This window comes from Mesosutterella multiformis, from assembly GCF_003402575.1.
Taxonomy (GTDB): domain Bacteria; phylum Pseudomonadota; class Gammaproteobacteria; order Burkholderiales; family Burkholderiaceae_F; genus Mesosutterella; species Mesosutterella multiformis.
The window spans coordinates 408,365-425,439 of the sequence record NZ_BGZJ01000001.1; the positions used below are offsets into that span (position 1 = coordinate 408,365).

At 59.8% G+C, this 17,075-nt stretch carries 13 protein-coding genes and 1 tRNA gene; 3 read left to right on the forward strand and 11 right to left on the reverse strand.

Annotated elements, in window-relative coordinates; genetic code table 11:
• Nucleotides 1-82: 82 nt before the first annotated feature.
• The 3 genes from yajC to queA all read right to left on the reverse strand — a co-directional run bounded on the left by yajC (nt 83) and on the right by queA (nt 2,753).
• Nucleotides 83-421 (reverse strand): preprotein translocase subunit YajC, encoded by a 339-nt coding sequence (yajC, locus tag M4NBBH2_RS01850; protein ID WP_049687364.1) that lies wholly within the window; start codon nt 419-421, stop codon nt 83-85.
• Nucleotides 422-552: 131 nt separating this feature from the next.
• Complete coding sequence (gene tgt, locus M4NBBH2_RS01855; RefSeq protein ID WP_022443479.1) at nt 553-1,686, reverse strand: tRNA guanosine(34) transglycosylase Tgt; 1,134 nt, start codon at nt 1,684-1,686, stop codon at nt 553-555.
• A gap of 14 nt (nt 1,687-1,700) precedes the next feature.
• Complete coding sequence (queA, locus tag M4NBBH2_RS01860) at nt 1,701-2,753, reverse strand: tRNA preQ1(34) S-adenosylmethionine ribosyltransferase-isomerase QueA (RefSeq protein WP_049687365.1); 1,053 nt, start codon at nt 2,751-2,753, stop codon at nt 1,701-1,703.
• Nucleotides 2,754-3,085: 332 nt separating this feature from the next.
• Between queA and M4NBBH2_RS01865 the strand changes: the two genes are divergently transcribed.
• A tRNA-Leu gene (locus M4NBBH2_RS01865) sits at nt 3,086-3,170 on the forward strand.
• Between the two features lie 68 nt (nt 3,171-3,238).
• Here the strand turns inward: M4NBBH2_RS01865 and M4NBBH2_RS01870 are convergent.
• Entirely contained in the window at nt 3,239-3,985 is a 747-nt protein-coding gene (locus M4NBBH2_RS01870; RefSeq protein WP_116269483.1) for a GntR family transcriptional regulator, read from the reverse strand.
• 188 nt (nt 3,986-4,173) lie between these two features.
• On the opposite strand from M4NBBH2_RS01870, the gene M4NBBH2_RS01875 reads away from it, so the two are divergent.
• Nucleotides 4,174-5,466 carry an amidohydrolase gene (locus M4NBBH2_RS01875; RefSeq protein ID WP_116269484.1) on the forward strand — a complete coding sequence of 431 codons (1,293 nt, stop codon included), beginning with the start codon at nt 4,174-4,176 and terminating at the stop codon, nt 5,464-5,466.
• A gap of 78 nt (nt 5,467-5,544) precedes the next feature.
• On the opposite strand, the gene M4NBBH2_RS01880 is transcribed toward M4NBBH2_RS01875, so the two are convergent.
• The 7 genes from M4NBBH2_RS01880 to M4NBBH2_RS01910 form a co-directional block, all read right to left on the reverse strand.
• Complete coding sequence (locus M4NBBH2_RS01880) at nt 5,545-8,205, reverse strand: DUF4118 domain-containing protein (RefSeq protein ID WP_116269485.1); 2,661 nt, start codon at nt 8,203-8,205, stop codon at nt 5,545-5,547.
• 36 nt (nt 8,206-8,241) lie between these two features.
• Entirely contained in the window at nt 8,242-8,874 is a 633-nt protein-coding gene (gene kdpC / locus M4NBBH2_RS01885) for a potassium-transporting ATPase subunit KdpC (protein ID WP_116269486.1), read from the reverse strand.
• A gap of 11 nt (nt 8,875-8,885) precedes the next feature.
• Entirely contained in the window at nt 8,886-10,979 is a 2,094-nt protein-coding gene (gene kdpB / locus M4NBBH2_RS01890) for a potassium-transporting ATPase subunit KdpB (RefSeq protein WP_116269487.1), read from the reverse strand.
• A 14-nt stretch (nt 10,980-10,993) separates the two neighbouring features.
• Entirely contained in the window at nt 10,994-12,706 is a 1,713-nt protein-coding gene (gene kdpA, locus M4NBBH2_RS01895; protein WP_116269488.1) for a potassium-transporting ATPase subunit KdpA, read from the reverse strand.
• A 279-nt stretch (nt 12,707-12,985) separates the two neighbouring features.
• Nucleotides 12,986-13,501: a 2-amino-4-hydroxy-6-hydroxymethyldihydropteridine diphosphokinase gene (folK, locus tag M4NBBH2_RS01900; protein WP_116269489.1), complete on the reverse strand. Its 516-nt coding sequence runs from the start codon at nt 13,499-13,501 to the stop codon at nt 12,986-12,988.
• 3 nt (nt 13,502-13,504) lie between these two features.
• Nucleotides 13,505-15,061 carry a polynucleotide adenylyltransferase PcnB gene (pcnB, locus tag M4NBBH2_RS01905; RefSeq protein ID WP_235005612.1) on the reverse strand — a complete coding sequence of 519 codons (1,557 nt, stop codon included), beginning with the start codon at nt 15,059-15,061 and terminating at the stop codon, nt 13,505-13,507.
• A gap of 99 nt (nt 15,062-15,160) precedes the next feature.
• Nucleotides 15,161-15,841 (reverse strand): HdaA/DnaA family protein, encoded by a 681-nt coding sequence (locus tag M4NBBH2_RS01910; RefSeq protein ID WP_160117834.1) that lies wholly within the window; start codon nt 15,839-15,841, stop codon nt 15,161-15,163.
• 172 nt (nt 15,842-16,013) lie between these two features.
• Between M4NBBH2_RS01910 and purM the strand changes: the two genes are divergently transcribed.
• Complete coding sequence (gene purM, locus M4NBBH2_RS01915) at nt 16,014-17,045, forward strand: phosphoribosylformylglycinamidine cyclo-ligase (RefSeq protein ID WP_022443446.1); 1,032 nt, start codon at nt 16,014-16,016, stop codon at nt 17,043-17,045.
• The last annotated feature ends 30 nt before the right edge of the window (nt 17,046-17,075 follow it).

The following is a 17,075-nucleotide window of genomic DNA, read 5'->3' on the forward strand; positions in this document are numbered from 1 at the left end:
CTGTATCCAGCGTGAGCAGGGCCTGCCTCAGGAAGCCCGGAAAGGCTTCCTCAATAAATCTGTCCTGCGCGAAACCGGCTTCTCAGAACTTGACGGTTCCCTTCGGGAGCACGTTCGCGATGGTCTGACGGGCCATGACGATCGTCACCGGGGTGCCTTCGACGGTCGAGATCTGGATCTTGACGTTCTGTTCGTCGAGATCAGCGACCTTGCCCATGATGCCGCCGGCGGTCATCACTTCATCGCCCTTGTTGAGACCTTCGACCATCTTCTGGTGTTCCTTCGCGCGCTTCTGCTGCGGGCGGATCAGGAAGAGCCAGAAAACGACGATGATGAGAATGAGGGGCAGGAACTGCATAAGAGCGGCGGAAGCACCGCCGGCTGCGGCGTCCGCCGCGAGAGCATCAGAAATCAGAAACATGAGGTCTCAAGTCCTTGTTTATTCATTAGCCGAAAAGGGTACAGTCCCCCGGCCGGAAATCAATCAGCTGATTATAAAGGAATAGGCCTCCCCGCTGTGCCAGCCGGGGAGGCCCTTCAGAGTGCGGAGCGTCAGCCGACGCCGCGGGCGCGGTCGCGGTAGAACTGCTCTTTCCACTCCTCAAACGTTCCCTTCTCGAGCGCGTCGCGCATCTCAGCCATCAGCGTGAGATAGAAGTGAATGTTGTGGATCGTATTCAGACGGGCTCCGAGAATCTCACCCACCTTGTGCAGGTGGTGGAGGTACGACCGATCGTAGTTGCGGCAGGTGTAGCAGTCGCAGCTTTCATCGAGCGGCGCGAGGTCCTTGATGTACTTCGCGTTCTTGATCTTCACGTCGCCGTAGCGGGTGAAGAGCCAGCCGTTTCTCGCGTTCCGGGTCGGCATCACGCAGTCGAACATGTCGATGCCCTGGGAGACGCCTTCAACCAGATCCTCAGGCGTACCGACACCCATCAGGTAGCGGGGCTTGTCGTCCGGGAGCTGGCTCACGATCTCCTCTTCGATCCGGTTCATCTCAGCCTTCGGTTCTCCGACCGAGAGGCCGCCCACCGCGTAGCCGTCAAAACCGATATCGACGAGTCCGTGAAGCGACTCTTCGCGCAGGTGCTTATACATGCCGCCCTGAACGATGCCGAAAAGCGCGTTCGGGTTCCCGAGGCGGTTGAATTCGTCCTTGCAGCGCTTCGCCCAGCGAAGCGACATGCGCATCGAATCCGCCGCCTGCTTCTCAGTCGCGGGCTTGCCGTCGATTTCGTACGGCGTACATTCGTCAAGCTGCATCACGATGTCGGAATTCAGCACAGTCTGGATCCGCATCGACTCTTCAGGCGACAGGAAAAGACGCCGGCCGTCGATCGGGGAGGCGAACTTCACGCCCTCCTCGGTGATCTTCCGGATACCGCGAAGCGAGAAGACCTGGAATCCGCCCGAATCGGTCAGGATCGGACGATCCCAGTGCATGAAGTCATGCAGCCCCTTATGGAGCCCAACCACTTCAAGCCCCGGACGGAGCCAGAGGTGGAAGGTGTTGCCCAGAATGATCTGGGCACCGTTGTCCTTCAGCTCCTCCGGCGTCATCGACTTCACGGTGCCGCAGGTGCCGACCGGCATGAAGATCGGCGTCTGCACGACGCCGTGATTCAGGTGCAGTTCACCGCGGCGGGCTTTGCCCGACGTTTTCAGAACTTTAAAAGATAGCGCCACGGGCGTGTCCTCCGTTATTTGGCCTGGGGGGCATTTTCGAGGAACATGGCGTCCCCGTAAGAGAAAAACCGATATTTGTTTTCAATCGCGTGACGGTACGCGTCAAGGATCCGCTCGCGGCCCGCGATGGCGGAAACGAGCATCACGAGAGTCGACTTCGGGAGATGGAAGTTCGTGATCAGAGCGTCGATCGTATTGAACTTGTAACCCGGGGTCACAAAGAGCGTCGTATCGCGGGCACCGGACTGAATCCGGCCCGGAGCCACTGCCGCGGCTTCAAGCGTGCGGAGCGACGTGGTGCCGACCGCCACAATGCGGCCGCCCTTCGCCTTCGTCTCATTCACCTTTGCCGCCACTTCAGGCGACACCGAGTACCACTCGGAGTGCATCTTGTGCTCAGAAAGCTTCTCCTCACGGACCGGCTGGAAGGTGCCGGCGCCGACGTGCAGCGTCACATACGCTTCGTCGATCCCCTCTGCCTTCAGTTCATCGAGGAGCTCGCGCGTAAAGTGCAGACCCGCGGTCGGCGCGGCCACCGCGCCCGGGATCTTCGCGTAAACCGTCTGATAGGTCGACTCGTCCTTCGCGTTCGCGTCGCGCTCAATATAAGGAGGCAGCGGCGTGCTGCCGAACTTATCAAGAAGCGGCAGCACAGCATCCGGGAACTCGAGCTCAAAGAACTCGCCCTCGCGCTCACCCACCTTCACCGGGAGCTTCTCACCCTCGTGGTTCTCGAAAATCACTTCCGTCCCCGCCTTCGGGGACTTGCTCGCGCGCATCATCGCGATCGCGCTCTTCTCTCCGGTCACGCGCTCAATCAGAGCCTCAACTGCGCCGCCCGTGGCCTTGTGACCGCGGAGACGAGCCTTGATCACGAACGTGTTGTTCATGACGAGGAGATCGCCCGGGCGGAGGAGCTTCTTGATGTCGTGGAAAAGGAGATCTTCGTATCCGCCCTCAGGCACTACATGCAGCAGCCGGCAGTTGTCGCGCTGTTCCAGCGGAAACTGGGCAATAAGTTCTTCGGGAAGATCGAAATCAAAATCAGATAGATATTGTTCTGTCATGGCTTGACTGGCCAGATAAAGAAAGGAAACGTGGAATTATACGCAGTGGGCAGATTTCGGCAGAGAGAGACGTAAATTTGACAGATGTCAAATCTTCTCAAACGTTAAATGAGAATTATTTTCAATTGGTGATAGTATTTGGCTCATCAGTTCCACGGGGTCGGGACTGGTTAAGCAGTTGGATCGGCAGAGCTTCTCCTCTCTGCTGGTTTTCAGGTATCTCTTTTAGGGGCGGCGTGGACAGACGGCCGCCCCCTTTTTTTTGCGGTTTGGACCAAAGAGAAACCTTTTTTGGCATAATATGACGTCTTTGCATCATGCATTGTCACATTGCCCGGGTGGCGGAATGGTAGACGCAGCGGACTCAAAATCCGCCGACTAAACATCGTGAGGGTTCGAGTCCCTCCCCGGGCACCATCTGATTTTTCCCATTCTCTTCCGCTCTGCCGCATTCCGCGGCCAGGCTTCCCGTACCCTTCAGACATTTATCTCGTGATATCAAACGAGAGCTGGACATCAGACGCTTTTCCCCGGATAACACGGCACTCCACCGGAATATGTCCATAGGTCTTCGAGACCCGTTTATAGAAAATCAGCGGCATATTGGCGATATTCGGAGCGAGAAGGCGCTTCGCGAGTTCCTCTGTCCCGATATCCCAGGCAATAAAGTTCGAGGTCTCCACAATCTCAACCCCGAACTCCCGCTCGTAGAAGCTGTAGAGCGATTCATCCGGCTCCAGATTCTTATCAAACCGCTCGAATGTCAGCCCCTTGAAATAGTCTCCCCGCAGATAAAGCTCATCGATCCCCTGAAATTCGCCGTTTTTATCGATCTGGTGACGGAACACATGAATCACGGGGTCATCTTTCTTCAGACGAAGACGGACAGAGAACTCGTCTCCCGCGGGAATGGTTTCCAGAAACAGAACCTTTCGGTCCACCATGATCATCGGCATCCCATCCCGGGTCTGGAAAGGCTGAAAACGGTTCCAGAAGCCCGCGCCTCCGTCCCGATAGGACCGGACATAGGTGCCAGAGCCCTGGCGCCGCCAGAGAATGCCTTCGTCGCAGAGTTCCCCCACCGCGTGACGAAGCGTTCCGACACTGACTCCGAGTTCGCGCGAGAGCTCGCCTTCAGGCGGCAGCTTCGCCCCGGGAAGCCACTCGCGTGTCTCCAGACGCTTCAGGATCTTCCGTTTCGCTGCTTCGTAAAGCGGTACGCCGTTACCCATCTTCCCTCCTCTCCTTTCGCCCGAAGTATACGGATATCGTCCGGACTTCCGCTGCAAAAGATATACATGACTTCGGTTTTACCCGTTATTTTAAACAGCAGACGTCACAATACAGACTGATACGCGGACACTAGATCCGCTTCAGTCCGGCGGTTTCACCGGAATTTCAACTGGAAGGAGACTCGAAGATGGCAGATGCATTTGACCGCTACGTACCCGAAATGATCGAAACCCGGCGCCGTATTCATAAGCGTCCGGAGCTTGGCTGGACAGAATTCGAAACCACCGCGATCGTCGCGAAGAAACTCACCGAACTCGGTTTTGAAATTCATCTCGGACGCGAAGTGGTGAATCCTGACGCGGTTCTCGGGCGTGATCCGAAAGCGGTTGAAGCAGCCATCACCCGTGCCCGTGAGGCCGGTGTTCCGGAGGAGCTCCTCAGCCGCATGGATGGCTACACAGGCTGCGTCGGTATTCTCGACACCGGCCGCCCCGGTCCGACGCTCGCCTTCCGTCACGATATGGACGCGCTCCCGATTCAGGAGATCACGGATCCCGCTTCTGACCATCTGCCCGCGCGTGAAGGCTTCGCCTCGACCTTCAAAGGCAAGATGCACGCCTGCGGCCACGACTCCCACACCGCGGTCGGCCTCGGTGTTGCGCACTGGCTCGCGGATAACAAGGATCGGCTCTGCGGCCGCATCAAGCTGATCTTCCAGCCTTCTGAAGAAGGGACGCGAGGCGCGGGCGCCATGGTGGCAGCCGGCGTCGTTGATGATGTCGACTGGTTCTTCGGTGCTCACGTCGGTGTCACCGCGAAGACCGGCCATATCCAGCTCTGCGCGGACGGCTACCTCGCGACCACGAAGTTCGATGTGAATTTCACCGGTATTCAGTCTCACGCCGGCGCAAAGCCTGAGGCCGGCCGCAGCGCGCTCCTTGCCGCCGCGAACGCCGCGATCATGCTGAACGCCATTTCCCGCACATCAGAAGGCGACACCCGGGTGTCCGTCGGCCGTCTTGACGCCGGTGAAGGCCGCAACATCACGCCGGCTCACGCTCACATGGAGTGCGAGGTCCGCGGCTCCACGCATGAAGCAAACGAATTCATGTTCTCCCGCGCTCAGGAAGTGGTGAAAGGCGCGGCCGACATGCTCGGCGTGAAGTATGACCTCATCAAGACCGGTCAGGCAACGACGCTCGTCACAACGCCGGAGGCCATGGAGACGATGCGGAAAGCGGCTGAGGCGGTTCCCGGTGTCACCGTGGAGGATATCCACCACTGCGGAGGATCCGAAGACTGCACGCTCTTCATGCGCCGGGTCGCGGAGCATGGCGGGAACCCGGGCTTCTTCCTCTTTGGCTGCGAGAACAAGGGGCACCACCGTCCGGATTTCGATATCCAGGACACGGTGAACCTGAAGCCGGGCTTTGAAGTCTTCACGAACATTGCCACCGCGGTCTGCGGGCGCAAAGACTGACATCTGACACCCAGGGCACCGCTGCCCCAGAGGTAAAAAAAAGGGCGATCCGTCGGATCGCCCTTATTTTTGGCTTTCTCAGGCCGCCTTCTCAGGCCCCTGCTCCGGAAGCCAGAGTTTCACCGCCGCGCCTCCGTCCGGCATATTCGCGGCGGACACCTTCCCGTGATGCGCCTCTGCGATCACGCGTACCAGGGCGAGCCCAAGCCCCGCCTTCCGCTCCCCGCTTTCCGCGGGAGGCGCAGAGGTGGCCTCCCCTGCCGCCACTTCAGCCGCGAAGGCTTTGATGCCCTGCGGAATGCCCTTTCCGTGATCCCGCACCACGATCTCGACCCCATGATTCTTCCCCTGAGCCGAAATCTCAACCGGCGTTCCCTTCGGGGAATACTTTTCCGCGTTATCGATCAGGTTCTCGAGCGCCCGCATGATAAGCGACCGGTCGATCCGGACCTTCGGGAGATCAGAGGACACATCCGTCTGAATCGTCTTCCCGGAATCAATGCTCCAGAACTGTCCCGCGGCTTCCGTGATGAGCTGCGAGATATCGGTCTGCGCGAGATCGAGTTCCGCGTTCCCGGCCTGCAGCCGCGCCATCTCCTTCAGGTTCCCGGTGAGACGGCGAAGCAGCGCGGCCTGCCCCTGAATAGAAGAGACCGCGGCGGAGTACGGGCTCCCGAGCAGCTCAGGGAGGAGTTTCTCCGTGGTCTTCAGAATCGAGTTCACCGGAAGGCTGATATCGCGGGACACGGCGCCAAGCAGCGTCGCGCGCATCCTCTCGGCTTCTCCGCGGATCATCGCGTCTTTCGCGATATTTGAGTACTCGATTCGCTCTATGGTCTGAGCGACCTGCACCGCGCAGGCGTCAAGCAGCCGCTTTGTATCGGGGTTCTCCAACGTCAGGGCACCGGTCGGACTGAGCGCCATCACACCCCAGCAGCGCCGCCTCGTGAGGAGCGGAATCATCCGTTCCTTCGCGGCTGAGAGTGTCATCGTTCCAAGCCCCGCTTCCTGCGAGTGGTCGTAAGACCACTGCGCCACTTCAATATCGGGGAGTTTCTTCGACTTGAAGCTCAGCCGGTCATCGTGATCCGGGAACCCAAGCGAGATATCGGCCTGAAGGAGCGGCGAAAGATGACGCTGCACCACTTCCGCCACCTGTTCCACCGTGATCGACTTCGTGAGTTCCTTCGCGAGCTCCGCCACCGCGGAACTCCGGAAGTCACGCACGCAGGCGAGATCCGCCTCGCGGCGCAGCTTCCCTGACATCAGACCGACATAGACCGCCGTGATGAGGACAAGGAAGAAAGTGAAGATGTACTGCGTGTTATTCGTCGTGAACTTCAGAATCGGCGGCACGTAGAAGAAGTCAAACGCGAGCGCCGCGAGGAACACCGCCCAGGCGGCCGGCCCGCAGCCCCAGACGGCGCCCACCGCGACCGCCATCAGAAGAATCAGAATGATGACGTTCGCGGGCTCGAAGATGGAGAGCAGGAACGCGGTGGCGACAAGCGTCGCCACGCAGGCGATCGTTGCCCAGAGGTAATTGATCGCCGGGGCGTTCCCTTCACCATTCAGCCACTTCGAGCGCTCGCGGGTCTTGGAATCCTCGAGCGCGATCTGCACCACGTCGAGATCCGGGTATCGGGTAAGAAGCTTATCGGCGACCCCCGCGCGGAAAATCGCGAATTTCGAGCGGGGCTTCGCGCCGAGCACGATCTTCGTCACATTGCGGCGCCGCGCGTACTCCGCGATCACCGCGACCGGATCGCTCCCTGAAAGCACCGTGGTTTCGGCTCCGAGCTGACCGGCGAGATTCAGCACATCGAATACCCGCTTCTTCTCTTCACTGTCTGGTCTCGAAGGATCCTCCACGTGGACCGCGATCCACTCAGCCTTCATGCGGTTCGCGAGACGCGCCGTTTCACGCACGAGACGCGCGCTGTCGGTGCTCGTGCCGATCGCGACGAGCAGCCGGTCTTGCGCTTCCCACACGGTCGCGATGGCGCTCTCCTGGCGATACGCCCGCATCTGAGCGTCCACGCGGTCCGCCGTGCGGCGGAGCGCGAGTTCGCGGAGCGCGATGATGTTCCCCTTCCGGAAGAAGTTATGCGCGGCGCGTGCCGCGATATTCGGGAGATAGATCTTCCCTTCGTCCAGCCGCTTCAGGAGTTCGTCCGCCGGAATATCGACAAGCCGCACTTCCCAGGCTTCATCAAAAATCCGGTCCGGCACGGTCTCGCGGACCGTGATCCCGGTGATGCCGGCCACCACGTCATTCAGGCTCTCGAGATGCTGGACATTAAGCGCGGTGTATACATCGATCCCGGCTTCGAGCAGCTCCTCCACATCCTGCCAGCGCTTCGCGTGGCGGCTCCCGGGGAGATTGGAGTGCGCGAGCTCATCCACCACGAGGAGCTGCGGGTGGCGCTTCAGTGCCGCCTCAATATCAAATTCGTGAAGGTTGCTGCGGCCCTGAACGGTCCGCTTCGGAAGAATCTCAAAGCCGTCCAGCAGCTCACTCGTTTCCTCGCGGCCATGGGTTTCCGCGAGTCCCACCACAACGTCGACCCCAGCCTTCAGCTGCGCCTTCGCCTCAGTGAGCATCGTGTAGGTCTTGCCAACCCCGGCGCAGGCGCCGAAGAAGATCTTCAGCTTCCCTCGGCCGCTCTCATCCTCAGACTTCTGTATGGAGGCCAGAAGCGCGTCCGGATCGGGTCTCTCTTCGGTATCGTCTCTCATGGTGCATGCCTCCTCTCTGTCAGTCTTTTAGTCGGTCTAGCGGCGCTTTCCGCGCTTTCCGCTCTTGCCGCTCTTCTCGCTCTGCCGGATCTGCTCCGCTCGCCTGTCAAGCTCCATGTTGAGCGCGAGAACATTGATGCGCTCTTCCCCAAGGAAACCGAGGAACGGCTCCTCAGTCATATCGTGCACGAGCTTCTCGAGATCCTGCTTCTTCATTTTTCTCGCTTTCGCCACGCGCTCCACCTGCCAGAGCGCGTCTTCGGGCGTGATATCCGGGTCAAGCCCGGAGGCGGAGGTTGTCGCGAGATCCTGCGGCACCGGTCCCTTCGCGTCGGGGTTCGCCTTACGCTGCGCCGCAACCCGGTCGCGCACCTTATTGATGAGCCAGGGGCTCGTCGGACCGTCATTCGAGCTCGTCGACGTCATGGCGTTATTCGCGCCCCCCGGGATCGCGCTCGGGCGCCCCCAGAAGTACTTCGGCTGAGTCCACTCCTGCCCGATCAGGCGGCTTCCGACCGGTTTCCCGTCCTTATAGACGATCGACCCGTTCGCCTGCTCCGGGAAAGCTTTCTGAGCGATCACGGTGACCAGCGCGGGGTAACCGACACCGCAGACAATCCCGAGAAGGAGAAAGATGATGATCGCGTTTTTCGCTGCTTTCAGAACCATGGCCTTTGCTCCTAGAAGATCCCGAGATAGGCCAGCGCCATATCAATCGCCTTGATCAGCACAAACGGCACAATCAGGCCGCCGAAACCGTACACCACGACATTTCGCCGCAGAAGCCTGATCGGGGAAGAAGCCTTGTAGTGGACGCCTCGGATCGCGACCGGGATCAGCAGCAGAATGATGAGCGCGTTGAAGATCACGGTCGACAGCACCGCGCTTTCCGGTGACGAAAGATGCATCACGTTCAGCACGGAAAGCTCAGGATAAGTCGTCGCAAAGGCGGCCGGAATAATGGAAAAGTATTTCGCGATATCGTTGCTCACGGAGAACGTGGTGAGCGCGCCGCGCGTGAGAAGCATCTGCTTGCCGATATCGATAATGTCGAGAAGCTTCGTGGGGCTTGAGTCGAGATCAATCATGTTCCCGGCTTCCTTCGCGGCCTGCGTGCCGTTCCCCATCGCGACCGCGACGTCCGCCTTCGCGAGCGCCGGAGCGTCATTCGTTCCGTCACCCGTCATGGCAACGAGTTTCCCCTCGGCCTGATAGCGGCGGATGATCCGAAGCTTATCCTCCGGGGTCGCTTCACCCACGTAGTCATCAAGCCCCGCCTCGGCTGCCATCGCGGCTGCCGTATAGCGGTTATCGCCTGTCAGCATCACAGTCCGGATACCCATGCTCCGCAGCTGATTGAACCGCTGCCGGATACCGGTCTTGATCACGTCCTTCAGTTCCACGATACCGAGAACCCGGCCGTTTTCAGCGACGATAAGCGGGGTCGCGCCGCGGCGGCCCATGCTGATCGCTTTCTGCTCAGCCTCTTTCGGAAGCGCCATCCCTTTCTGCCGTAGCCAGGCGCTGATCGCGGACATGGCACCCTTACGGATGCTACGGTCTCCGAGATCGAGCCCGGACATGCGGGTCTGGGCGCTGAACGCGACAAACTTCGCGCCCTTGAAGGAATTGATATCGATCTGCACGTTGTAGCGCTCTTTCGCAAGCCGCGTGATCGAGTAGCCTTCAGGCGTTTCGTCCGCGATCGACGCGGCGGCCGCGGCCGCCGCGAGCTCCGCGACCGTCACGCCCTGAAGCGGCACGAAAGCAATGGCTTCGCGGTTACCGACCGTGATCGTGCCGGTCTTATCAAGCAGCAGCACGTCAACGTCACCCGCTGCCTCAATCGCGCGTCCCGACATCGCGATCACGTTCGCTTTCAGCATGCGGCTCATGCCGGCAACGCCAATCGTGGACAGCAGACCTGCGATCGTGGTCGGCACCACGCAGACAAGGAACGCGACCACCGTGATCACGCGGACCGGCGCCCCGCGGGACGCCATTTCAGAGGCATAGAGCGAGAACGGCACGAGTGTCGCGCAGGAGAGAAGGAGGATCACGGTCATAGCGATCAGCATGATCGTGAGGGCCACTTCGTTCGGCGTCCGGCGCCGCCGCGCGCCGTCCACCATCGAAATCATCTTGTCGAGGAAGGAGTCCCCCGGTTCCACATTGATCCTCGCAATCAGCCGGTCAGAGAGCACACGAGTGCCGCCGACAATCGCGGAATTCGGGCCGCCCGGCTCACGGATCACCGGAGCCGATTCGCCTGTCACCGCGGACTCATCGACAGACGCGACCCCGTCAATCACCTCAGCGTCCGCCGCGATCACGTCCCCCGGCTCAATCAGAATGAGGTCACCCTTCTTCAAGTTCTCGGCGAGCACAAGTTCAGGCGACGTCACATCGTCCACTGACTTGATGCGCTTCGCGAGAATCTCACGCCTTGTGCCGCGGAGCGCGATCGCCTGCGCCCGGCCCCGCTCCTCCGCAAGCGCTTCCGAGAAGTTCGCGAACCAGAGCGTGATCCAGAGCCAGATCATGAGTGACATCGAGAAAAAGATGTCGTGGGCGTGCCTCGGATACGAGTGCGGAAAGATAAGTTCGTAAACCGTGAGCACCGTAACAATCACGGCGCCCATCCACACGATGAACATCACCGGGTTCATCATGAGTGCCACGGGGTTCAGACGATAGAGCGCGAGCCACATCGCGTGCAGGATGTGGCGCGGCGTGAAGAGGTGGCGCGTAAGCGACTGGTTTTCCCGATCCATTTCGTTTCTCTCCCTTACGAGTGATAGCCCCAGAAGAGCTGGATCGATTCAACAATCGGACCGAGCGACTGCGCGGGGAAGAAAGTGATCATGGAGAGCAGCACAGCCACCATGATGAACATGAAGGAGAAGACCGGGCCATCCGTCTGGATCGCCTGAACGGAATTCATCTGACGGGGTTTGGACGCCATATTGCCCGCGATCGCGAGGAGCGCGGTGAGCGTCACCATTCGGCAGATCCACATGCAGATCGCGAGCGCAGTGTTGTAGAAGAAATCGTTCGCCGCGAGTCCTCCGAAGGAAGACCCATTGAAGTTCGAAACTGAGGAGAAGGCGAAAAGGATCTGCGTGAAACCGTGCGGACCCGGTGCGGAAACCGCGTCAACGCCCTGAGGCGTGAGGCAGGCAATGGCCGTACCGATCAGCGTGCAGATGGAAGGCATCAGAAGCGAGACACAAACCATCTTCATGTCATAGGCATCAATCCGCTTCCCGAGATACCGGGGCGTTTTGCCGACCAGCATACCGAGAATGAAGACCGCGACGATCGCAAGCCCGAGCATCGTGTAGAGACCGGAGCGGGAGCCGCCGAAAATCACGTCACCCACCTGGATCAGCCAGAGCGATACACCGCCGCCGATCGGCATCATCGAGTCAAATGACCCGGCAGAGGATCCGGCAGCGCTTGCGGACGACCCTGTCGCGAAAAGCGACGTGAGAAGCGTGCCGAAGCGGACTTCCTTCCCCTCCATGTTCCCGAGCCCGTGCGATACGCCAAGCTCTGTCACCAGAGGATTCGCCGTGCTTTCTGACCAGGCGATCAGCATGAAGGCCCCGATAAAAAGCACCATCATGCCAAAGAGAATTGAGAAGCCGGATTTCACGTTTCCCGTCATCCGGCCATAGGCAAAGACAAGGCTTGCCGCCATGAGCAGCATCAGGATGATCTGGATCATGCAGACCACCGCGGTCGGTGCGGCAAAGGGATGAGCCGAATTCGCGCTGAAAAAGCCGCCTCCCGTGACCGCGAGCACCCGGATCGCTTCCTGGCTTGCCACCGGACCCACGGCAATCTTCTGAATCGGGCCTTCGATCGTCTTCACGACGGTCATCGCGTCAAACGTCTGCGTGCAGCCCTGCCACACGGCAATGATTGAGCAGATTACGGCGAGCGGCAGGAAGAGCCACAGCACGCAGCGCACCATGTCTTCCCAGGCGTTCCCGAGCGATGGATCGCGGCTCTGGATCAGGCCGCGGGCGAAAGCAAAGGCCGCCACAACACCGGTTGAGGAACTGAGAAAGGTGAGCGTACAGAGGCCGAACGCCTGCGAGAAAAGACTCATCACGTTCTCGCAGTCGTATCCCTGCCACGTGGTGCTTGTGGAGAAGGAGACCGCCGTATTGAAGGCGAGATCGGGGGCCAGCCCCTTGAAATTCAGCGGGTTATAGGGAAGATAGCCCTGAAACCGGAAGATCAAGTACCCAATCACCGTGCCCACTACGGTGAGCGCGATGAGCGAAACGCAGTACTCCTTCCAGTCCATCGGCTCACGGCCGGATTTCCCGAGAGGCCAGAGAAAAATGGACTCCACCCGGTACATCCAGGGGAATTTCTGCGAGAGCGTTCCGTCGAAAACCGCGCTCATGTAGATCCCGATCGGCACGCTCAGCGTGAAAATCACAGCAAAGAGCCCGACGAGAAGCAAAACCGCGGACGTGGTATTCATTCTTCTCTCCGGTTAATCCAGAAGTTCCGCGTTGAAAAGCACGACGATCAGGTAGACGAGAGCCAGTCCCGCCGCAATGCCTGCCATCCAGTACACCCAGCTCGGATCGCCATACATGATTAATGCTCCCGGTATTTCTGGCAGAGCTTCACGAACCCTGCCGCAATAAGAACGAGAAGGACCAAAAGTCCGGCAAAGAACAGGTCTTCGAGCCTCATCTCTTTTCTCCTTTGAATGCCGAAAGCCGGCGCGTCAGGCGCCGGCATCCGGGGATCGGGGTCAGGCCCCTTTCCAATGAAAGTCGCTTATTTTATCAAGCCTTTGATCCTGCACAAGCGTCAGAAATCTGACCGCAGGTCCAAGTCCCGGAATGACGGCATCAGGCCGGATTTCATGAAGCGGCTCAAGGACAAAGCGCCGCTCATGCATTCTCGGGTGCGGCACCACGAGTTCCGGCGGCTCATCAATCGGGCTGTCACCGAAAAGCTCGATATCGAGATCGATCGTCCGGGGGGCGTTATGAACGCCCGCGGGGCGGACGCGTCCGAGATCAAGCTCAATTTTCTGCATCGCGTGAAGCAGGTCCTTCGCCGGAATCGTCACCGCGAGCACCGCCGCGGCATTCGTGTAGTCAGGACCCGTCGCGTCGATCGGAGCCGTACGGTAGAGACTGCTTACCCGCTCGACACGAACCCCCGGCACCTTGTCGAGCCGCCTCAGCGCCTCTCCGAGCGCCTCTTCGGGGTTCCCGAGATTCGCCCCCAGGCCGATCACGGCCTCCGTTTCGTGCGCCATGGATCAGCCCTCCTGAATATCAGGATCTCGCTGCGTGCGGCGGGGGGGACGCTTCTGAGGCGTCAGTTTGCGGTCTGAAGGCGCCGGGACGAAGAATCCGATCGGCGCCTCGGGCGCCGCCGGACGGCGGCGGCGTGACCGGCGGCGGCCGCGGCCGCCGTGTGAGTCATCCTCATACTCTTCGTCGCGCGGCTTCGGACCCTGGCCCGGAACCGGATTCAGAGCGAGATCACCCGACGTCGGATCTTTCTTCGGGCGGCGGCTGCGCTTCTTGGAGCCCGCGCCGCGCGCTTCCTTCTCCGCCTGCTCAATCATCTCGTGGCGGCCCGCTTCATCCGCCTCATAGAAGTTCTTCCACCACTCGACAACCTCGACCGGCACTTCACCGTTCTGGCTCCGGAGCAGCATGAAGTCGTAGGCCGCGCGGTACTTCGGATGGTTCACCTGAGCGAACGGCATCTTGCCGAAGCGGCGCTCGAACCGGTACTGCAGCATCCAGATCATCTGGATATCGGCCATGTAACGGCGCTGAATCACGAGCTTTTCGCACTGTGTCTTCAGCACCACATCGCATGCCTCGTAGAGCGCCTGGGCGCGGCTCTTGCCCTTCTTCTCGAAGGACTCCCAGCGGCGCAGCGTCTGGGGCCAGAGGAGCGTGGCAAAGAGGAACGCGGGAGAGGTCTTCTTCCCCGCGTTGATCCGCTCATCCGTACGCTCGAGCGCGAGCATCATGAATTTTTCGCCCGCGGACTCCGTATTCATCATGTCGAGCACCGGCAGAAGCCCGTGATGCAGCCCTTCCTTCCGGAACGCCTCAACGCAGGCCACGGCGTGGCCGCTCGTGAGGAGCTTGATGATTTCGTCAAAAAGACGCGCGTCCGGCACATTCTTCAGGAGATAGGCCATCTTCGGAATCGGACGGCGGGTCGACTCATCGATCCGGAAACCGAGCTTCGCGGCGATGCGGACCGCGCGCATCATGCGGACCGGATCCTCGCGGTAGCGCTCCTCAGGGTCCCCGATGATCCTCAGGCACTTGTCCTTCAGATCCTCGTAGCCGTTGTGATAGTCGAGCACTTCCTGCGTCGACGGATCGTAGTAGAGGGCGTTGATCGTGAAGTCACGGCGCGCCGCGTCTTCCCACATTTCGCCGAAGATGTTGTCGGAAATCACGCGGCCCGCGGCGTCCTTTCTCACGCCTTCGGTATCCAGCGAACGGAACGTGGCGCACTCAATCACTTCACGTCCGAAAATCACGTGCACCAGACGGAAACGCCGGCCGATGATGATGGCGCGCTTCTGGCAGGCCTTCACCTCTTCCGGCGTCGCGTCCGTCGCGACGTCAAAATCCTTCGGCTTGACGCCAAGCAGCATGTCGCGCACGGCGCCGCCCACCACATAAGCCTTGAAGCCGCGGCGCTGAAGCGCTTCACAGGTCCGGATCGCCTGCCAGGCGACGAGCTCCGGCCGGATCCCATGCACTGAGGCGGGAATGATCCGGGGAGTCTTCTGAATAACTCCGCCGGCGGAACCGCCAAGGAGACTTTTTACTTTACGCACAAATTTCTGCAAAACAGCCATTTTGAATAATTTTTATTAAGCATCTATCTTCTGGCGGTCACCCGGGAGGGCTTCTAGCCGCAACCGGTCCCCCTGAAGTCAGTCGGTCACCATTTTAGGAGCGGACTCCTCACGCACAGCGGTGTTCCTTGGAGGAAAACACTGACGCAGCAGAGTACGGGTGATCTTTTTTGAAGCTCCGAGCGCAAAGCGCTCCACTTCGAAGAGCGCTTCGGAAAGCGTTCCCATATCGCGGGGAAGGTGTTCCAGCATCCACTGACGCGCGTCATCGGGCAGATCAATCCGGCTCTCTTCAGCGAGTTTTCTGAGCGCCGCATCTTTCTGCTCATCGGTGAGCGGATGCACCTGAAACACGAGTCCCCAGGAAAGACGTGAAATCACGTCCGGCCTTCCCTTCATCTGAAGCGGCGGAAGATCTCCTGCCGTAATCAGACGGTACTGCCCGAACGGGCCGCCGTCAGAATGACTGCGCACGTCGTTCATCAGTTCAAAGAGTTTCTGCTGAGAATCCTCTCCCAGCTCCTCAACATCATCCACGGTATAAATCAGGCGGCTCTCGGAAAAAGCGGGAACCCGCTCGACGCCGGCCAGAGGATCCATGGCATGGAGCAAGTGCGTGCAGCCGACCCCGGTCTCGCCCCACAGATACAGAAACTGAGGGCCGGAGCCGGTTTCCGCCATCGTACGCAGCACGGACACCAGTTCCGCGTTGTCTCCGACAGCGAAATTATCGAGGCTCGGCGCAGGTCTAATCTGCAAGTTCAGAGTGAGCTGCTCTTGTTCCATGAATGAATATCCGGGGGACGCAGGGCAAAAACTACCCCTCCGTCTGAGGATGCATCGAATAAAATCTCTTAGAATGAGGGTAATGCGATAAACGGAAGTTTAGCGCGCCCACCTTTTCTCATGTTTCTTTGAGACATTTCTACTCATGACTCAACTCTCCTATGATGCAGCCGGCGTTTCCATTGATAACGGAGACGAACTGGTTGAGCGCATCAAGCCCTTTGCCAAGCGTACTCTGATCCCGGGCGTTCTCGGTTCCATCGGCGGCTTCGGCGCACTTTTCGAAATCAGCAAGGAATACAAGGAACCCGTCCTCGTGTCCGGCACTGACGGCGTCGGCACGAAGCTGATGCTCGCCTTCAAGCTGAACCGTCACGATACGGTCGGTCAGGATCTGGTGGCGATGAGCGTGAATGACGTTCTGGTGCAGGGTGCGAAGAACGTCTTCTTCCTCGACTACTTCTCCTGCGGCAAGCTGGATGTCAGCATCGCGGAGCGTGTCGTGAAGGGCGTCGCTCACGGCTGCGAACTCGCTGGCTGCGCTCTGATCGGCGGCGAAACCGCTGAAATGCCGGGCATGTATCCGGAAGGCGAGTATGACCTCGCGGGCTTCGCGGTCGGCGTGGTTGAGAAGAGCCAGATTATTGACGGAAGCAAGGTGAAGCCCGGTGACGTGGTTCTCGGTCTTGCCTCCTCCGGCCCCCACAGCAACGGCTTCTCCCTCATCCGCAAGATCGTTGAGGTGAGCGGTGCCTCCTGGGATATGCCGTTTGACGGCGCGACGCTTGCCGACCGTCTGATGGAGCCGACCCGCATTTACTGCAAGCAGGTCGCGAACGTGATGAAGAAGGTGCCGATCCACGCGATGGCCCACATCACGGGCGGCGGTCTCGTGGAAAATGTGCCGCGCGTTCTGCCTGAAGGCACGCAGGTCGTGATTCACCGCGACTCCTGGAAGCGTCCGGCGATTTTCGACTGGCTGCAGAAGGAAGGCAATGTGGCCGAAGACGAAATGCTCCGCGTCTTCAATAACGGTATCGGTCTCGTTGTGATCGTTCCGGCTGAAGCCGCTGACGCCGCTGTCTCTGCCTTTGAATCTGAAGGCGAAAAGGTTTATCGTCTAGGTGAAGTGGTCAATCGCGCAAACGCAGCTGATCCTGGCTGTGTCGTGATCTGACGAAGTAAAGACGGTCTGCTGTTCGCCCTC